The following is a 15,848-nucleotide window of genomic DNA, read 5'->3' as shown; positions in this document are numbered from 1 at the left end:
CGAGACATCATGTTCAAGAACTTCTTCAATTCCGTCGTGTTCCTGGCCGGCCTCGCCGCCGTGTGCTGGATCGGCGTGGGCTACCTCGGCAACAATCCGCTAGGCATCTCCTTCGCGCTGCTGATCGGCGCGTGCTACGTGGCCGGCGCGCTGGAGCTGTACCGCTACCAGCAGGCCACGGTCACGCTGGTCCATGCCGTGGACGACGCGGAGGCGGCGCGGTCCGACCTGGGCGGCTGGCTGCAACGCCTGGATCCGAGCCTGCGCAACGCGGTGCGCCTGCGCATCGACGGCGAGCGCGTGGCCTTGCCGGCGCCGGGGCTGACCCCGTACCTGGTCGGCCTGCTGGTCCTGCTGGGCATGCTCGGCACCTTCCTGGGCATGATGGCGACCCTGCGCGGTACCGGCCTGGCGCTGGAAAGCGCGACCGACCTGCAGGCCATCCGCGACTCGCTGGCCGCACCGGTCAAGGGCCTGGGCTTCGCGTTCGGCACCTCCATCGCCGGCGTGGCCAGCTCGGCGATGCTCGGCTTGCTCGCCGCACTTTGCCGGCGCGAGCGGCTGCAGGCGGTGCAAGCGCTCGACCTGGCCATCGCGACCACCCTGCACGTCCATTCGCAGGCGTTCCAGCGCAGCGAAGCGTTCAAGCTGCTGCAGCGGCAGACCGAATTGATGCCGGCCTTGATCGACCGGCTGCAGGCGATGGCAGCCGGCATCGAGCAACAGGGCGCGGCCAGCGGCGAACGCCTGGCCAGCAACCAGGACGCCTTCCACGCCAGGACCGAGGCCGCCTACACGCGCCTGGCCGGCGCGGTGGAGCAGTCGCTGCAGGCCGGCGTCGCGGAGAACGCGCGCGCGCTCGGCGCGGCGCTGCAGCCGGTGATGCAGGCCACCCTGGACGGCCTGGCGCGCGAAACCGCCACGCTGCACGAGCACGTCGGCCAGGCCGTGCAACGCCAGCTGGACGGCCTGGCCAGCGGCTTCGAGAACGCCGCTGCGCGCGCCGCACAGGCGTGGGAGGCCGCACTGGCCGGCCAGCGCGATACCAACCAGGCGCTGGTCCAGGATCTGCGCAGCGCGCTGGAAGGCTTCGGCGACAGCTTCGCGACGCGCTCGAACGGCGTGCTGGATGCCGTGTCGGCGCGCCTGGACGCCACTGCGGATGGTGCCAAGCAGGCCTGGAACGATGCGCTGTCGCGGCAGCAAGAGATCAACGCGCAATTGGCGGAGCGCAACGCGCAGGCGCTGGATGCCATCTCGGTGCGCCTGGATGCCACGGCGGATGGCGCCAAGCAGGCCTGGAGCGATGCGCTGTCGCGCCAGGAAGCGATCAACGCTCAGTTGGCGGAACGTAACGCACAGGCGCTGGACGCGATCTCGGTACGGCTCGACGCCACCGCGGATGGCGCCAAGCAGGCCTGGAGCGATGCGCTGTCGCGCCAGGAGGACGTCAACGCCGCCCTGGCCGAGCGCAACGCGCAGGCGCTGGACGCGGCCGCGGCAACGCTGCAACAGCGCGCGGCGGCGCTGGTCGAGGCCATGCAGCATTCCCACGCGCAATCGCAGGACGCGCTGCAAGCGCGCGACCAGGCGCGCCTGGCCACGTGGACCGACACCTTCGCCACGATGGTCGCCGGCTTGAACGCGGACTGGGAGCGCAACGGCGAGCGCATCGCGCAGCGCCAGGAGGACATCTGCGACACCCTCGAACGCACCGCAGGCGCGATCGCGGCGCAGATCCAGGCGCATGCCAGCGAGACCATCGCCGAGATCTCGCGCCTGGTGCAGACCGCCTCGGAAGCGCCCAAGGCCGCCGCCGATGTCGTCGCCGAACTGCGCCAGAAACTCTCCGAGAGCATGGTCCGCGACACCGCCATGCTGGAAGAGCGCAGCCGCCTGCTGGACACGCTGCACACCTTGCTCGACGCGGTGAACCACGCCTCCACCGAGCAACGCACCGCGGTGGACGCCCTGGTCACTACCTCGGCCGACCTGCTCGAACGCGTCGGCACCCGCTTCACCGACCACATCGAAGCGGAGACCGGCAAGCTCGAATCGGTCGCCGCGCAGGTCGCGGTCGGGGCCACCGAGGTGGCGAGTCTGGGTGATGCATTCGGCGGCGCGGTGGAGGCGTTCGGGCAATCGAACGCGGCACTGCTGGAGCGCCTGCAGGGCATCGAGCAGGCGCTGGACAAGTCGCTCGCGCGCAGCGACGAGCAACTGGCCTATTACGTAGCCCAGGCGCGCGAAGTCATCGACCTGAGCATGCTGTCGCAGAAGCAGATCATCGAGGAATTGCGCCAGCTGCCCGGCCAGCACGCCGACGGCGGAGCCGAAGCGGCATGAGCGACGAGCTGGAAATCGACGCCGAATCAGGCGCGCCGATCTGGGCCGTGTTCGGCGACCTGATGTCGGTGTTGCTGGGCGCGTTCGTGCTGATCCTGATCGGCGTGATCGGCGTGCAACTGCAGCTGTCGAACAAGTTGGACGAGGAAGTCCGGCAGCGGCAGGCCGAGGCGCGGCAACGCAAGACTCTGGAACAGGCGCTGGCCGCGCCGCTGGCGGCGGGCCGGGTGACCCTGGTCGATGGCCGCATCGGCATCCGCGGCAGCGTGCTGTTCGCGCTCAATTCCGATCAGTTGCAACCCGAGGGGCGCGAGGTGTTGAAGAGCCTGGCCGCGCCACTGGCCGGTTACCTCAAGGCGCGCGGCGAGATCCTGATGGTCAGCGGCTTCACCGACGACCGCCAGGTGCGCGACAGCAACCGCCAGTTCGCCGACAACTGGGAACTGTCGGCGCAGCGCGCGCTGACCGTGACCCGTGCGCTGATCGAAGAAGGCGTGCCGGCCGACGCGGTGTTCGCCGCCGCGTTCGGCGCGCAGCAACCGGTCAGCCCGAACACCGACGAAGCCGGACGCGCCAGCAACCGGCGCGTGGAAATGGCGCCGCTGCCGAAGCTGTCCACGTCTGCCGCGAGAGCGCATGCGCGATAACGCGACATCCGCCAGCGAACTGCTCGGCGCCTGGCGGCAGCGGCACGCCGAGCGCATGGATCCGCTGCGCTTCCGCTTCATCGAAGCGCTGGCGCGGCGCGTCGATGGGCATCATGGCCAAGCGCGGCGCCTGCTCGAACAGAAACTGTCCGTGCTGCTCGACGCCTATGCCGCGGACCTGGCCAGGATGTCGGCTGCGACGACCGCCGACGTCGATGCCCATGACGCTATCGATACCGACAGCGAGGCCGTCGCTGTAGCCGATGCCGATACCGCGCCGGCCACAAGCGCGACCGCGCGCAGCCCACTCGGCGAACTGCTGCAGCGGTTCGCCGGCGGCGCCGCGCATAACGCGCATAACGCGAACGACGCGGCAAACGCCATATCGCCGCAGTCTGCGCAGCAACTGCCCGCACTCGATGATGCGCGCAGACTGTGGACCGAGCTGCGCAGCCGCAGCCAGCTGCGGCAATCGCTGCAGCAGGCCCCTGCCGATGCCGGCCCGCTGAATTCCGGTGTGCTGGTACACCGCGCGCTGGCGCTGATGCGCACCCTATCGCCGGGCTATCTGCAGCATTTCCTGGCCTACGTCGACGCGCTGTCGTGGCTGCAGCAGATGCAAGACGCTGACGTACTCGCGACCCAGCAGAAACCCGGCGCCGCCATCGGCAAGAAGCCGACGCGCGGCAAGCCGCGCAAGCGCGGTTGAAACACCGCCAGGCGCTGGCCGCAATGCGTGCCGGCGCATGGCCCAATCCAGGCCGATAACGCCTCTGCAGGAGCGGCTTCAGCCGCGACAGGCTGCCTCAGAAAACCTGTCGCGGCTGAAGCCGCTCCTACAGAGTGCGCTTCTGATTAGGCGAGGCACACACACAAGAAAAAGGCCGGCTTGCGCCGGCCTTCTCCGTTCCCGCGGAAGACGCCGCGTTACAACGCCTTCGCCGCCGCGACCACGTGCTCGGCGGTGATCTCGAAGTACTTGTACAGTTCGTCGGCCGGTGCCGAGGCGCCGAACGTGTCGATGCCGACCACCGCACCATCCAGGCCCACGTACTTGCGCCAGAAACCGGTGACGCCGGCTTCCACCGCCACGCGCTTGCGCACCGCGTTCGGCAGCACCGATTCGCGGTAGGCCGCATCCTGGCGGTCGAACACGTCGGTCGACGGCATCGACACCACACGGGTCTTCAGGCCCGCGGCATCCAGCACCTTCTTCGCGTCCACGGCCAGGCCCACTTCCGAACCGGTGCCGATCAGGATCACGTCCGGCGCGCCGCCCTCGGCATCGGCCAGCACGTAGCCGCCGCGTTCGATCTGCTTGATCTGCGCGTCGCTGCGCGCCTGGAACGGCAGGTTCTGGCGGCTGAACACCAGGCAGCTCGGGCCGTCCTGGCGGGTGATCGCAGCCTTCCAGCTCACCGCCGACTCCACCGTATCGCACGGGCGCCACACGTCGTTGTTGGGGATGTAGCGCAGCGAGGCCAGGTGTTCCACCGGCTGATGGGTCGGACCGTCTTCGCCCAGGCCGATCGAATCGTGGGTGTAGACGTGGATCGCATGCGCCGGGTTCAACGCGCTCATGCGCACGCCGTTGCGCGCGTAGTCGCTGAACACCAGGAAGGTGGCGTCGAACGGGATGAAGCCGCCGTGCAGCGCAAGACCATTGGCGATCGCGGTCATGCCGAACTCGCGCACGCCGTAGTACACGTAGTTGGCGTTCGGGTCGTCGGTGGCGACCGACTTGCTGGCCTTCCACAGGGTCAGGTTGGAATGCGCCAGGTCGGCCGAGCCGCCGACCAGTTCCGGCAGCAGCGGCGCGAACGCCTCGATCGCCATCTGCGAGGCTTTGCGCGAGGCGATGGTCTGCGCTTCGCTTGCCTGCTTGGCGATGTAGGCGTCGGCCTGGGCGATGAAGTCCTCCGGCAGTTCGCCGTGCGAACGGCGGGTCAGCTCCGCGGCTTCGGCCGGGAACTGCTTGGCGTACTTGTCGAACGCCTGCTCCCACTCGGCCTGGCGCAGCGTGCCGGCGCCACCGGCGCGCCAGCCGTCGTAGATCTCCTGCGGAATCTCGAACGGGCCGTACGGCCACTGCAGCGCCTTGCGTGCGCCTTCCAGTTCGTCCTTGCCCAGCGGCGCGCCGTGCGAGGATTCCTTGCCGGCCTTGCTCGGCGCACCGAAGCCGATGGTAGTGCGGCAGCAGATCAGGGTCGGCTTGTCGCTCTCGCCGACGGCGGCCTCGATCGCGGCCTTGATCGCGTCGGCATCCTGGCCGTCGACATCGCGCAGCACGTGCCAGCCATAGGCCTCGAACCGCGCCGGGGTGTTGTCGCTGAACCAGCCGGCGGTGTTGCCGTCGATGGAGATATGGTTGTTGTCCCAGAACGCGACCAGCTTGCCCAGGCCCCAGGTGCCGGCCAGCGAGGCGGCTTCGTGCGAGATGCCTTCCATCATGCAGCCGTCGCCCATGAATACCCAGGTGCGGTGGTCGACGATCTGATGCTCGGGGCGGTTGTAGCGCTGCGCCAGCAGTTTCTCGGCCAGCGCGAAACCGACCGCGTTGGCGAAGCCCTGGCCGAGCGGGCCGGTGGTGGTCTCCACTCCGGGGGTCTCGCTGCGCTCGGGGTGGCCGGCGGTCTTGCTGTGCAGCTGGCGGAAGCGCTTCAGCTGCTCCAGCGGCAGGTCGTAGCCGGACAGGTGCAGCAGCGCGTACTGCAGCATCGAACCGTGGCCGTTGGAGAGCACGAAGCGGTCGCGGTTGAACCACTTCGGATTGTTCGGATTGTGGCTGAGGAAGTCGTTCCACAGCACTTCGGCGATGTCGGCCATGCCCATCGGCATGCCGGGATGGCCGGACTTGGCGGCCTCGACCGCATCGGCGGCGAGGAAGCGGATCGCGTTGGCGAGCTGGCGGCGAGTAGGCGTGGTCATGTGGGTTCTATTGGACAGGGAACGGGCGCGGGGGCGTCGGGTCCACCATTGTCCCACAGCCCGGAGCGCAGGACAGTCACCGGACCTGGACACGCGACCACGACCGCGACCGCGGCGGCCTCGGACGCCGCCGCGCTCGGCCGATTAGCCGATCAGCCGACCGCGGCCGCCCGTGGCGCGGCGTCGTTCCCCTCGCCCTTCGCCACCAGGGTGGTCAGCGCCAGGTCGCCGGTCACGTTCAGCGCCGTGCGGCACATATCCAGGAAATGGTTGACGCCCAGGATCATGCCGATGCCAACCGGGTCCACTCCCACCATCGCGCAGATCAGCGCCACCACCGGCAGCGAGCCGGACGGCACGCCGGCGGTGCCGATGCCGCCGAGGATGCACACCAGCATCACCATGAACTGCTGCGCGATGCTCAGCTCCACGCCGAAGAACTGGGCGAGGAAGATCACGGTGACGCCCTCGAACAGCGCGGTGCCGTTCTGGTTGGCGGTGGCACCGACGGTCAGCACGAAGCGCGACACCTTGCTCGGCAGGCCCATCTCGTCGGCCACGCGCAGCGCGGTGGGCAAGGTGGCGTTGCTGGAGGCGGTGGAGAACGCCATCACCGTGGCCTCACGGGTGGCGCGGAAGAACGCCAGCGGCGAGCGCCCGGCCAACTTCACCGCCAGCCCGTAGGTCACCACCATGTGCAGGCCCAGCGCCAGCACCACCACGCCGACGTAGGCACCGAGCCGGATCAACAGTTCGAAGCCGAACAGCGCCGCCAGGTTGAACATGAAGCAGGCCACCGCGTACGGCGCCAGGCGGATCACCAGCCCGATCAGGGTCATCGAGATCTCGAAGACACCCTCGATGCCGCGCCGCAGCGTCGCCACCTTGGCGTCGTCGCTGAGCACCATGCCCACGCCGAACATCACCGCGAAGAACATCAGCGACAGGATCGCGCCGTTGCTGGAGGCGGCGGCGACCACGTTGTCGGGCACGATCGACAGCAGCATGTCCATCCCGCGCGGCTGCTGCTTGCTCTGGTCGACGATCTGCGCGGCGCGCTCGGCGTTCTGCTGCAGCAACTGCTGCGCCAGGGCGTGGTCCACGCCGATGCCCGGCTTGAGCACGTTGACCAGCACCAGCCCGAGCAGCACGGCGATGCCGGACAGCACCACCGTATAGCCGAGCGTCTTCCAGCCGATCCGGCCCAGCGCGCGGATGTCGCCCATCTCGGAAATGCCCATCACCAACGCCGAGAACAGCAGCGGCACGATCAGCATGAAGATCAGGCTGAGGAACAGCTTGGACAACGGCGTGGTCAGGTACTTGGTCAGCGCCTGCACCCAGGCCGCATCGCCGCCCACGCTCATGTGCACCGCCAGGCCGAACACCAGCCCGAAAGCGAAGCCGATCGCCATTTTCCAATGCAAAGGCATGCCGGTCTTGGCCTTCACGGGGGTGTCGGTCATGGTGTGTGCCTTGCAGGAAAGAACCGCGAGCTTAACAAACCCGCACCGGTGGCCTGCAAGCGTGCGCGGGCGGCGAGCGAGGCGCGCACAGGCGCGGTGGCATGCCGATCCGTGCCCTAGAGCGTGGTCACGTCGTCCACCACGCAGAATGCGCGATGCCGACCGGCCTCACCATCCCGCTCTTGCCGCGTCGATCTTCCGCGCAGCCCCGCGCTCTACCGTCACACGCAGTGCTTCGCGCCGAAGGCATGCCGGGAACGTGGCGCGTAGTTGGCTTGGACGCACGATAACCGCGCCTGCCGCTGGACCCGCGGCGCCGTCCGCGCTCGCTGCCGAACTACATCCACTACGCGTCCTGCATCGTCCAGCAGACATTCGCCGAGAACTCGCGCAACCTGTGCAAGCGCAGGGCGTACCTCTTTGGGAGCAGGTCGCAGCGAGGCGATTCGACGTAATTCCTCGATCGCAGCGACCATCGCTGGAGGCGCAGCCGGCGATCAGCAGTGCATCGCACATGCCGCCAACCGTGCCCCGTACGCAGAGATGCAGCCATAGCTGGGCGTATCGGCCATGCTGCAACTAGAAACTGGCACACGGCTTGGAATAATTGACAGCCGAATCTTTTTATTGTGCTGGAAATCTTATTTCCGACATTGCTGGATAGCTAAATTGAAGCGCGGGGACAGCACTGGAATCAGTCCCCTCGAGCATTTCGCTCGACGCCAATATCGGCACAAAAAAGGAAACCCATGAAGAAGACTCTGTTCGCCCTGACGTTGGCTACCGCCGCCTTGACTGGCACAGCAACGACAGTGAAGGCCGAGAATGAAATCTGGCAACGCGCATCCGGTACCGAGTGGGCAGGCGGGTTGGCGGGCAAGGCGCACCAACCCAAGGGCTACTATCTATTCAATGAAGGTCACGGCAGCGCGGTGGACTTTCCGCTGCACGCACTGTGGGACGTGAATGCCTTCACTCAGGCCGGCGCACCTGTACAAGCGGCGAATCAAGCCAGCTTCAATGCCACCCACTATGGCAGTACGAGCTTCAACATGGGAGGAGGCAAGGCGGGCGTATTCTTGAATACCTACGCGCATGACGGCGCTGTCGACTACAAGATGGACGGCGCATTCGGGGGCTCGCTGGACAACAACCAGATCCACAACTGGTCCTTTGGACCCAATAGTCGAGTGTGCTTTGCGGCGCGGCACAAGGTGACCTACTTCTCCGGAGAAAGCGACCCCAAGGTGCAAAGCTATTTTTCGGTCTTCATCCAGGACACCAGGCTGGGCAAGAACATCAACTTGACGATCAAACTTTGGGCCAACCGGAACGAAGGCACCGGTGAAGGCTGGGGCAACGCCGAAGTAGGCCGCTACATGTATTCGCTGGCCAAGGAGAATGGTCTATTCACGACGAAAGCGCCTGGTTCGGACGATTCCGTCATCGGCCGGGTCCCGCTCAACGAAGAGCGTTTCTACCACACCTGCATCACCCGTCAAAACCTCGCGAACATGGTCCAGGCTTACAACGAAGGCCTGCCGGAACAGCTGAAAGCCAGCTGGGATTTGAACGATTACCGGGTGGACGGGGTATTTGCCCAGACCGAGGCCATGGACCTGCGGCACATCGCAGCCGGCAATGATCCCAACACTTGGGTGCTGGGGCCAGTCAGGCAGGAAGGCATGCTGAAAGTGGGTGTTCTTTGGTCGGACCATTCGGTCATCACCCGGTATTGAAATTTGGCGCCTTGCCCTACCGTAGCTGATGAGCGCGCCTTGCCGCTTACAAGCCATCAACGCTCGCATCCGGCATAGACGCAGGACGTCGGATCGAGGCAATGGCCGACAACAGCCATGTTCGAATCATCTCCTTGGACGCGGACGGGCGGTGCCGGCGAGACCGGCCCGCCCTCCAAGGCGAACATCCGCTGCGCCGTATCAGACTTCAACGTGGGCGGTGCCGGTGAAGAAGCCGAACCCCGGCAGCAGCGCCGGCTGCGGGGGCGATGCCGAAGCACGGCTAACGCACGGCGTCGCGCGCGGCCCCGCAGCACCGCGGACGGGCGCACGTGACTGGCCAGCACATGGCGTGGGATGGGGTCTGCGGACGGTGGCAGCACGCGAGCGGCCGGCGGACCAGAGCGCATCCACCGCCGCTGTGCCCAGGGCCGTTAGCGGGGCGCTTGCATAGCGGTCGTAGTTGCCGCGTACCAGCACCATCTCGGCCGTGGCGTGCCGCACGAGGCGGCGAGCGCAGGCGCGAGACTGGCGCCCGTACCGCGGCGGCATGCGGGAAATCACCGACACCAACGTCGCCGGGCGCCAAGGCGTGCAGCCAGGCGCTACCTCGCGCCAGATTATCTTGTCCGCGAGAAACGCCTTACGCGTCGCGCGGATACAGCGGCGGCAGCTCGTCCTTGCCATGCTTGCGCGGCGCGTCGCGCCAACGCGGCCCGGCCCAGAACGCCTGGCGCAGCGCGGCGCGCGCGCCGGGCACATCGCCTGCACCGCCCCAGCGCGCGCGTTGCAGGCGCAGCACCGCTTCGCGTTGCGCGGGATCGTCCAGGCGGGTCAGCAGCGCATCGAGGTCGGCGACGCCGGCCTGCGCGCACAGGATCGCGGCGACCTCGTCCAGGCCGCCGGCATCCAGCGCCTTGCGCAGGTCGGGCAGGCCGTAGCGCGCGCGTGGCGCAGCCCCCACCGCAGCCGGCGCAGCGTATGCGCCGGCCGGTGCAGGCGCACCGCGGTTGCGGCCGCGGCGCCAAGCCCACACCAGCGTCGCCAGCCACAGCAGCGCGAACAGCGCGGCGAGCGCCATCCATAGCGGCAACGACCCGCGCCATCCGGACACTGCGTGAGTCGGCGTCACCGCATTGCCGGCCGGCGCCGTGTCCACGCTCGGCGCCGCTGCGCTGGCCGGCGCCGCAGGCGCAGCGGGTGCGGCACGCCCGGGCAGCACCTGCAGGTCCAGATCGGGCAAGCTGGCCTCGCGCGCGCTGCCGGCCGCCACGTCCCACCACGGCACGCGCAGCCCGCTGACCCGCAACGGCCCCGCGGTTTGCGGCACGATCGAGTAGCGCCGGGTGATCTTCAGTTGCGGGCTGCCGTCGACGAACTTCTCATCGAACTGCGGCGGCTCGGCGAACACCTGCGCGCCATCCACACTTGGCGTCGGCAGCTCCGGAAACTGCGCCTGGGTGGCGCCGCGCGCGCTGGCCTCGACCACGATGTCGGCCGCCTCGCCCACCGCCGCACGCTGCGGCGTGGCGGTGTAGCGCAGGCGCAGGTCGTGCAGCGGCAGCCACGGCTGCGGCGCATTGGCCGGTTGCGCGCGCACCTGCAGGGTCTGCGCCGCACTGCGCGCGCTGAGGTCGCCGCCGCGGCCGAAATAATCGTCGAAGAAGCCGCTGGGGCCGCGGCCGCGGAAGCGCGCGCCGGGCAGCGTCAACGGCCCGCTGCGCTCGGGCACCAGCAGGTAGCGGCGCTCGACGATGGTGAACATGCGTCCGTCGATTTCGCGCCGGCTCTGCACATCGTCGCCGATGCGCTGCAGCGCGGCGCCGGCCGGCGGATCCAGATCCAGTTCGCCCGAGGTCAGCGGCACGCCCAGGTACAGCCGCACCACCACGCCGACGCTTTGCTGCACATACGGCTGCGCGTCGTCGGCCACGGTCTGCACGAACACGTCGGCATTGCCGAGTTGCGCCGGATCGCCCGCGCGGGTGCTGCCGGCCGGCGCCGGCACGGCCGGGGCGACCTGCAGCCGCAGCGGCGCGGTGCGCTCGTTGCCCACCCGCAACGACGGAATGTCGATCGTGCCGGTGTCGCGTGGGGTCAGCGCCACGCCGAACAGCGACTTGGCGGTGACCTGGCCGTTGACCATCTGCATCTGCCGGCTGTTGACCTCGTCGCTGAGCGCGAACTGCGCGCGCAGCGGCGCGTACTCCGGCGCCGCCAGGCCCTGGTCGGTCTCGATGTTGAGGGTGACGCTCTCGCCGGCGCCGATGCTGTCGCGGTCCAGCCAGGCACGGGTGGCGGCCGCGGCCGGCAGCGCCAGCGCGGTCAGCAGTAACGCTGCCCACACCGTCAGCAGTGCCGATCGCATCCGCATCGCGGACACGCCCCCGCGCCAGCGGCGTTGCTTGCGTTCGATCATGGTCCTTCCCGCTGCCTGCGTTCGTGTTCGAGCTTGAATTTGGCGCGCAGCAGGTTGCCCGGATCGTCCGGCACCCGCCGCAGCCATGCCTCCACCGCCTGGCGCTGTTCGCGCTGCTGCGGGGTTTCCGCGGCAGCGGCGGCAGCGCGTGCGGCCGCCTCCTTGCCTGCCGCGCCCTGCTGCGCCATCGCCTGTTGCATCTGCTGGCGCTGCGCCGCGTCGGCCTGCTGCTGCGCCTGCGCATCGCCCGGCTTCGGTGGCCCCGGCGGCGACGCATCCTTCTGCTTGGACCCCGCCTGCGACTGCGCATTCTTCTGCCCTGGCTGCCCTGGCTGCCCTTGCGCATCCGCCGGCGCCGGCGCCTTAGCCTGCGACGGATCCTGGCCCTTGGGCGCGCCGCCGGCGTCCGGCTGCGACTGGCCCTTCTGGCTCTGCTGCGATTGGTCCTTGCCCTGCTGCCCCGGCTTGTTCTGCGCGGAATCGTTCTGCCCGGACTGGCGTTTGCGCGCGGCATCGACCGCGGCGCGGTTGGCGACCGCATCGGGCATCTGCGGATGCTGCCGCAACGCCTTGTCGTAGGCGTCGATCGCCTCGTCGTAGCGGCCCTGGCGGGCCAGGGCATTGCCCAGGTTGTACCAGCCCTGGTCGCTGTCGATGCCTTCGAACTGTTGCTGCGCGGCGGCGAAATCGCCCTTGCGGTAGGCCTGCACGCCCGCATCCAGGCGCTGCTGGCGCACCTGGTCGGCACGCCGCCACCAATCGCCGGCGACCGCTTCGGCTGCCGCCGCGTGCGCCGGCAGCGGCATCGCCAACGGCAGCAACAACACCAGCAGCAACGTAGCGCCACCGCGGCGGCGGAACGCGAACAGGGCCAGCAGCAATAGCGGCGGCAGCAACCAATAACCCTGGTCCAGCCAGACCCGGCCGCTGTGCTCGCCAGCGGCTGTCGCGTCCTGCTGCTGCGCCGGTTGCAGCACGCCCAGGCCGCGCAGATCGGCATCGGTGGGCGTCAACGCGGCGTAGCGGCCGTTGCCGGCGCTCGCCAGTGCCTGCAGCGAACCGGCATCCAGCTGCGCGTGGCCGACGCCGCCCTGGCCGTCGCGATAGGCCGCGCCCTGCGCGGTTCCCAATCCCAGCGCCGACACCCGGTAGCCCTGCCCGGCCGCGCGCGCCGCGGCCTGCTGCGCCTGCGCGTCGGCCTGGTCGCTGAGCAGCAGGATGTCGCCGCGGGTGAACCCGGCCTGGCGCAGCAGCTGTGCCGCCCAATCGATAGCCAGGTCGCTGCGCTGTCCAGGCGCCGGCATCACCTGCGGCGACAGCGCGTCCAGGAACAGGGCGACGTTGGCCGCGTCGTCGGTCAACGGCGCGACGGTGTAGGGTTCGCCGGCGTAGGCCAGCAACGCGACTTCGCCGCCGGCACGCTCGCGCAGCAGCGTCGCCAGCTTGGCGCGCGCCTGCAGCAATCGCGACGGCGGCAGGTCGCCGGCCTCGATCCGCGGCGACAGATCCAGCGCGATCACCAGCGGCGTGCGCGACTGCCACAGCGGCTGCTGTTCCTGGCGCCAGCTCGGCCCGGACAGCGCCACGACCGCGAGCACGTAGCCGAGCGCGGCCAGCCACAACCCGGACAGCGATTGCCGCCCATCCTCCTTCGCCAGCAGATGCGGCAACAGGTGCGCGTCCACCGCGTACCGCCACACGTTGCTGCGCCGGCGCCGGCGCAGCCAGCTCCAGCCCAGCACCGGCAGCAACGCCAACGCCCACAGCCACTGCGGACGCAGCAGATGCAACGCCTCCAGGAAACCGAGCACGGCGTTCATTGCCGCCTCCATGGCCACACGAAGGCGATCAGTCCCAGCAGCAGCGCCGCGCCCAGCGGCCACGCATAGCGCTCGATCCGCGGGCGCACCGCCGGACCGGCCGAACGCACCGGTTCCAGCCGCTCCAGCTCGGCATAGATCGAGACCAGTTGCTCTGTGTCGCGGGCGCGGAAGAAACGCCCGCCGGTGTCCTGCGCGATCTTGCGCAAGGTGTCCTCGTCGACCTGGTCGTCGCCGCCGCCACCGGGCATCGGCAAGCCGAACAGCGAATAGCCGCCGGCGCCGCCGAAGGCGATGGTGTAGACGCGCACGTGTTCGGCCTTGGCCAGCTCCGCCGCCTTGCTCGGTTCCAGCACGCCGGCGGTGTTGACGCCATCGGTCAGCACGATCAGCACCCGGTCGCCCTGCGGTTGCTCGCGCAGGCGCTTGACCGACAGCGCGATCGCATCGCCGAGCGCGGTCTCGCGTCCGGCCAGGCCGACCACGCTGTCGCGCAACTGGTCGCGCACCGTCGCCAGGTCGGCGGTCAGCGGGGTCAGCGCATACGCCTGCTGGCCGAATACCAGCAGGCCGATGCGGTCGCCGTCGCGGCGATCGAGGAAGTCGGCCAGCACCGCCTTGGCCGCGGTCAGTCGGTCGACCACGCGCCCACCCAGGGTCATGTCCGGCTCGCTCATGCTGCCGGACAGGTCCACCGCCAGCATCAGTTGCCGCGCCTGCTGCGGCGGCGAGATCGGCTCGCCCAGTTGCAACGGCCGCGCCGCCGCACCGCACAGGCAGAACCAGGCCAGCCATGTCAGCCACAGGCCGACCCGCCACAAGCCGCCGCGCGCGGGCGCAGCCGCTACCGCCTGCAGCTGCGCGCCATACGGCACGCGCAGGGCCGGCGCGCTGCCGCGCTGCGCCGGCAGCAGCAGGCGCGCCAGCAGCGGCAACGGCATCGCCAGCCACATCCACGGCCAGGCGAATCCGGCGAGCAGATCGCTGAAGCTTTGCCAGTGCTGCGAGAGCGTGCCCATCGCCATCATGCGCGGCGCCCGCCCATCAGCTCGAGGAAGCGGCGCCGCGCCAGCGGCAGCAGCGCCTGCAGTTGCGCATGCTCCAGGTCGCGCCGATAGCCGCCATCGAGCAGCACGCGGCCCGGTCCCACGGAGAAGTCCTTGCGCTTGCCGCCGTCGAGGAAGCGCAGCCATGGCTCGCCCTGCAATGCGGCGGCGGCCGGGTCGCGCCGCCGCGCTGCGCGGCGCAGCAGTTCCGACACCGCGGCCACTTGCGCCGGCGCAGCGCCGGTAACGAGCGCCGCATCGAACTGGCGCTGCCAGCGGCGCAGGCGCGCGCGCCGCCAGGCCCACAGGCCGAGCGCGATCCCCAGCGCCAACAACAGCGCTGCGCCGAGCAGCAACCAGCCCGGCGCCGGCGGCCACCACGGCGGCGCCGGCGGCAGATGCACATCGCGCAACGGCAGCTGTTGCGGCGTCATCGCGGCGCGCTCCCGCCGGGCACCGGCAGCAGCCAGGATTCGCTGGCCGCATCGCTGCGCAGCACGCGCACCTGCACGCCGCGGCCGGGCAGTTCGGCCGCCAGGGTTTCCAGCGGCGCGACGAATTGTTCGTGCCAGCGCTGTTGCGCACTGGCCGCCTGCAAATCGATTTCCACCCGCCGCCCGCCGGCCCAGAACGGCAACGCCGCCCGCGGCGGCTGCAGTTCCAGCGCGTCGGCCAACAGCAGCAGCACCACATCGTTGTGCAGCGCCAGCCCGGCCCAGCGCGCCGCCGGAATCGCATGCGCGCTGGCCGGATCGGCCAGCACCACCAGCCGCGAGCCCGGCCGCAGCAGCTTGGCCGCGTGTTCCAGCGCCACGCCGAGGCCGGCATCGTCCTGCGGCGGTTGCGCGTACCAGCGCGCCAGCGCGTCGAGCACGCGCAATGCGCCGCGCGGCCCGGCCGCAGGCGGTACCGGCGCCTCGCTGCGGCTGCCGCGCAAGGCGGCCAGGCGGTCGCCCTGGCGCTGTGCGGTCCACGCCGCCACCGCCCCCGCACGCGCCGCCTGCACCGACTTGAACCGCACGCGGGTGCCGAAATACAGCGTCGGCGCGGTATCGGCCACGATCAGGCTGAGCCGCTCGCGCTCGGCCTGGAACAGCTTGGTATGGGTGCGCCCGCTACGCGCGGTGAGCCGCCAGTCGATGTGGCGCACGTCGTCGCCGGCCACGTATTCGCGCGACTCGGCGTACTCCATGCCGCGACCGCGCAGCGCCGCCGGCGCACTGCCGCTGAGGCCATGGCGGCCGCGCCGCGGCGGCGGCACCCGTGCCACCGTCGCGCGCAGCGCCACCAGTTCGGCCAGAGACGGCCGCACGCCGGCCGCGCCGGTCGCGGCATCGGCGCGTGGCGTCTGCGGAGGCATCACCTGCACCGCCATGGTCGCTTACCTCGCCTGCGCCACGCTGCCGCGCGCTGACCGCGCGGCGGCGCGATACGCCG

At 69.8% G+C, this 15,848-nt stretch carries 11 protein-coding genes; 4 read left to right on the top strand and 7 right to left on the bottom strand.

The features are described 5' to 3' along the window. Positions 1-9 precede the first annotated feature (9 nt). From HEP75_RS04825 to HEP75_RS04815, 3 genes are read left to right on the top strand one after another with little or no spacing between them, the layout of a single operon-like run. Positions 10-2,346 (top strand): DUF802 domain-containing protein, encoded by a 2,337-nt coding sequence (locus HEP75_RS04825; protein WP_185825632.1) that lies wholly within the window; start codon positions 10-12, stop codon positions 2,344-2,346. Continuing rightward, entirely contained in the window at positions 2,343-2,993 is a 651-nt protein-coding gene (locus tag HEP75_RS04820; RefSeq protein WP_185825631.1) for an OmpA family protein, read from the top strand. The genes HEP75_RS04825 and HEP75_RS04820 overlap by 4 nt, the downstream gene beginning before the upstream one ends. Then, entirely contained in the window at positions 2,983-3,702 is a 720-nt protein-coding gene (locus tag HEP75_RS04815; RefSeq protein WP_185825630.1) for a DUF2894 domain-containing protein, read from the top strand. The genes HEP75_RS04820 and HEP75_RS04815 overlap by 11 nt, the downstream gene beginning before the upstream one ends. Positions 3,703-3,920: 218 nt before the next feature. On the opposite strand, the gene tkt is transcribed toward HEP75_RS04815, so the two are convergent. Both tkt and HEP75_RS04805 read right to left on the bottom strand, forming a co-directional pair. Beyond that, complete coding sequence (gene tkt, locus HEP75_RS04810; RefSeq protein WP_185825629.1) at positions 3,921-5,921, bottom strand: transketolase; 2,001 nt, start codon at positions 5,919-5,921, stop codon at positions 3,921-3,923. Between the two features lie 152 nt (positions 5,922-6,073). Next, positions 6,074-7,387 (bottom strand): dicarboxylate/amino acid:cation symporter, encoded by a 1,314-nt coding sequence (locus HEP75_RS04805; protein ID WP_185825628.1) that lies wholly within the window; start codon positions 7,385-7,387, stop codon positions 6,074-6,076. A 749-nt stretch (positions 7,388-8,136) separates the two neighbouring features. On the opposite strand from HEP75_RS04805, the gene HEP75_RS04800 reads away from it, so the two are divergent. Further along, positions 8,137-9,126 (top strand): hypothetical protein, encoded by a 990-nt coding sequence (locus HEP75_RS04800; RefSeq protein WP_185825627.1) that lies wholly within the window; start codon positions 8,137-8,139, stop codon positions 9,124-9,126. Positions 9,127-9,769: 643 nt separating this feature from the next. Here HEP75_RS04800 and HEP75_RS04795 read toward each other — a convergent pair. From HEP75_RS04795 to HEP75_RS04775, 5 genes are read right to left on the bottom strand one after another with little or no spacing between them, the layout of a single operon-like run. Next, positions 9,770-11,500: a BatD family protein gene (locus HEP75_RS04795; protein WP_185826498.1), complete on the bottom strand. Its 1,731-nt coding sequence runs from the start codon at positions 11,498-11,500 to the stop codon at positions 9,770-9,772. A gap of 41 nt (positions 11,501-11,541) precedes the next feature. Next, positions 11,542-13,365, bottom strand: coding sequence for a tetratricopeptide repeat protein (locus HEP75_RS04790; protein WP_185825626.1), 1,824 nt, complete (start codon positions 13,363-13,365; stop codon positions 11,542-11,544). Continuing rightward, positions 13,362-14,393, bottom strand: coding sequence for a VWA domain-containing protein (locus HEP75_RS04785; protein ID WP_185825625.1), 1,032 nt, complete (start codon positions 14,391-14,393; stop codon positions 13,362-13,364). The genes HEP75_RS04790 and HEP75_RS04785 overlap by 4 nt, the downstream gene beginning before the upstream one ends. Then, positions 14,390-14,845, bottom strand: a complete 456-nt coding sequence (locus HEP75_RS04780; RefSeq protein ID WP_185825624.1) for a DUF4381 family protein — start codon at positions 14,843-14,845, stop codon at positions 14,390-14,392. The genes HEP75_RS04785 and HEP75_RS04780 overlap by 4 nt, the downstream gene beginning before the upstream one ends. After that, positions 14,842-15,771 (bottom strand): DUF58 domain-containing protein, encoded by a 930-nt coding sequence (locus HEP75_RS04775; protein ID WP_185825623.1) that lies wholly within the window; start codon positions 15,769-15,771, stop codon positions 14,842-14,844. The genes HEP75_RS04780 and HEP75_RS04775 overlap by 4 nt, the downstream gene beginning before the upstream one ends. Between the last annotated feature and the right edge of the window lie 77 nt (positions 15,772-15,848).

Origin of the sequence: Xanthomonas sp. SI, from assembly GCF_014236855.1 — a bacterium.
In the GTDB taxonomy this organism is placed as follows: domain Bacteria; phylum Pseudomonadota; class Gammaproteobacteria; order Xanthomonadales; family Xanthomonadaceae; genus Xanthomonas_A.
The sequence above is the reverse complement of the archived record's forward strand: the minus strand, read 5'-3'. Positions and strand labels throughout refer to the sequence as shown.

Bases quoted from the DNA above. Each gene is read 5' to 3' on its own strand.
- HEP75_RS04825 (WP_185825632.1), top strand. From the start codon at position 10: ATGTTCAAGAACTTCTTCAATTCCGTCGTGTTCCTGGCCGGCCTCGCC.
- HEP75_RS04820 (WP_185825631.1), top strand. From the start codon at position 2,343: ATGAGCGACGAGCTGGAAATCGACGCCGAATCAGGCGCGCCGATCTGG.
- HEP75_RS04815 (WP_185825630.1), top strand. From the start codon at position 2,983: ATGCGCGATAACGCGACATCCGCCAGCGAACTGCTCGGCGCCTGGCGG.
- tkt (WP_185825629.1), bottom strand. From the start codon at position 5,921: ATGACCACGCCTACTCGCCGCCAGCTCGCCAACGCGATCCGCTTCCTC.
- HEP75_RS04805 (WP_185825628.1), bottom strand. From the start codon at position 7,387: ATGACCGACACCCCCGTGAAGGCCAAGACCGGCATGCCTTTGCATTGG.
- HEP75_RS04800 (WP_185825627.1), top strand. From the start codon at position 8,137: ATGAAGAAGACTCTGTTCGCCCTGACGTTGGCTACCGCCGCCTTGACT.
- HEP75_RS04795 (WP_185826498.1), bottom strand. From the start codon at position 11,500: ATGCGGATGCGATCGGCACTGCTGACGGTGTGGGCAGCGTTACTGCTG.
- HEP75_RS04790 (WP_185825626.1), bottom strand. From the start codon at position 13,365: ATGAACGCCGTGCTCGGTTTCCTGGAGGCGTTGCATCTGCTGCGTCCG.
- HEP75_RS04785 (WP_185825625.1), bottom strand. From the start codon at position 14,393: ATGATGGCGATGGGCACGCTCTCGCAGCACTGGCAAAGCTTCAGCGAT.
- HEP75_RS04780 (WP_185825624.1), bottom strand. From the start codon at position 14,845: ATGACGCCGCAACAGCTGCCGTTGCGCGATGTGCATCTGCCGCCGGCG.
- HEP75_RS04775 (WP_185825623.1), bottom strand. From the start codon at position 15,771: ATGCCTCCGCAGACGCCACGCGCCGATGCCGCGACCGGCGCGGCCGGC.